Origin of the sequence: Prevotella sp. SGI.167, from assembly GCF_050313615.1 — a bacterium.
Lineage (GTDB): Bacteria > Bacteroidota > Bacteroidia > Bacteroidales > Bacteroidaceae > Prevotella.
Map to the genome: position 1 here is coordinate 1 of NZ_JBNPLT010000138.1, position 464 is coordinate 464.

1 pseudogene is annotated in these 464 nt (G+C 40.9%); it reads left to right on the forward strand.

The features are described from left to right. Nucleotides 1–137: 137 nt before the first annotated feature. A pseudogene (locus tag ACQRBJ_RS16240) lies at nucleotides 138–464 on the forward strand (IS1380 family transposase); the annotation flags it as partial.

Consider the following 464-nt stretch of genomic DNA (forward strand, 5'->3'; position numbering starts at 1 on the left):
CCTTAATTCCGCAACACTTTGATTTAACTTTATTTATAAGTTCCTGAGCAACAAAAAGTTGCTCAGGATTTTGCCATGTCAGATTTTTCACTTATCTTAGTGTTGCAAATCAAAACAAGCGTAAATCGTAACAAGACATGGCAAAGGTACAAATAAAATCTGAAAAACTCACACCTTTTGGAGGAATTTTTTCAATCATGGAGCAATTTGACTCCATGCTTTCACCTATTATCGACCAGACACTTGGTCAGAGATGCCGCAGTATCATCGGATACCAGTACAGCGAAATTATTCGTTCTCTGATGAGCGTATACTTCTGTGGCGGTTCATGCGTGGAGGATGTAACATCGCATCTGATGCGTCATCTCTCGTATCATCCGACCTTGCGCACATGCAGCTCTGATACCATCCTCAGAGCCATCAAGGAACTGACACAGGAAAACATCTCATATACTTCCGATAAG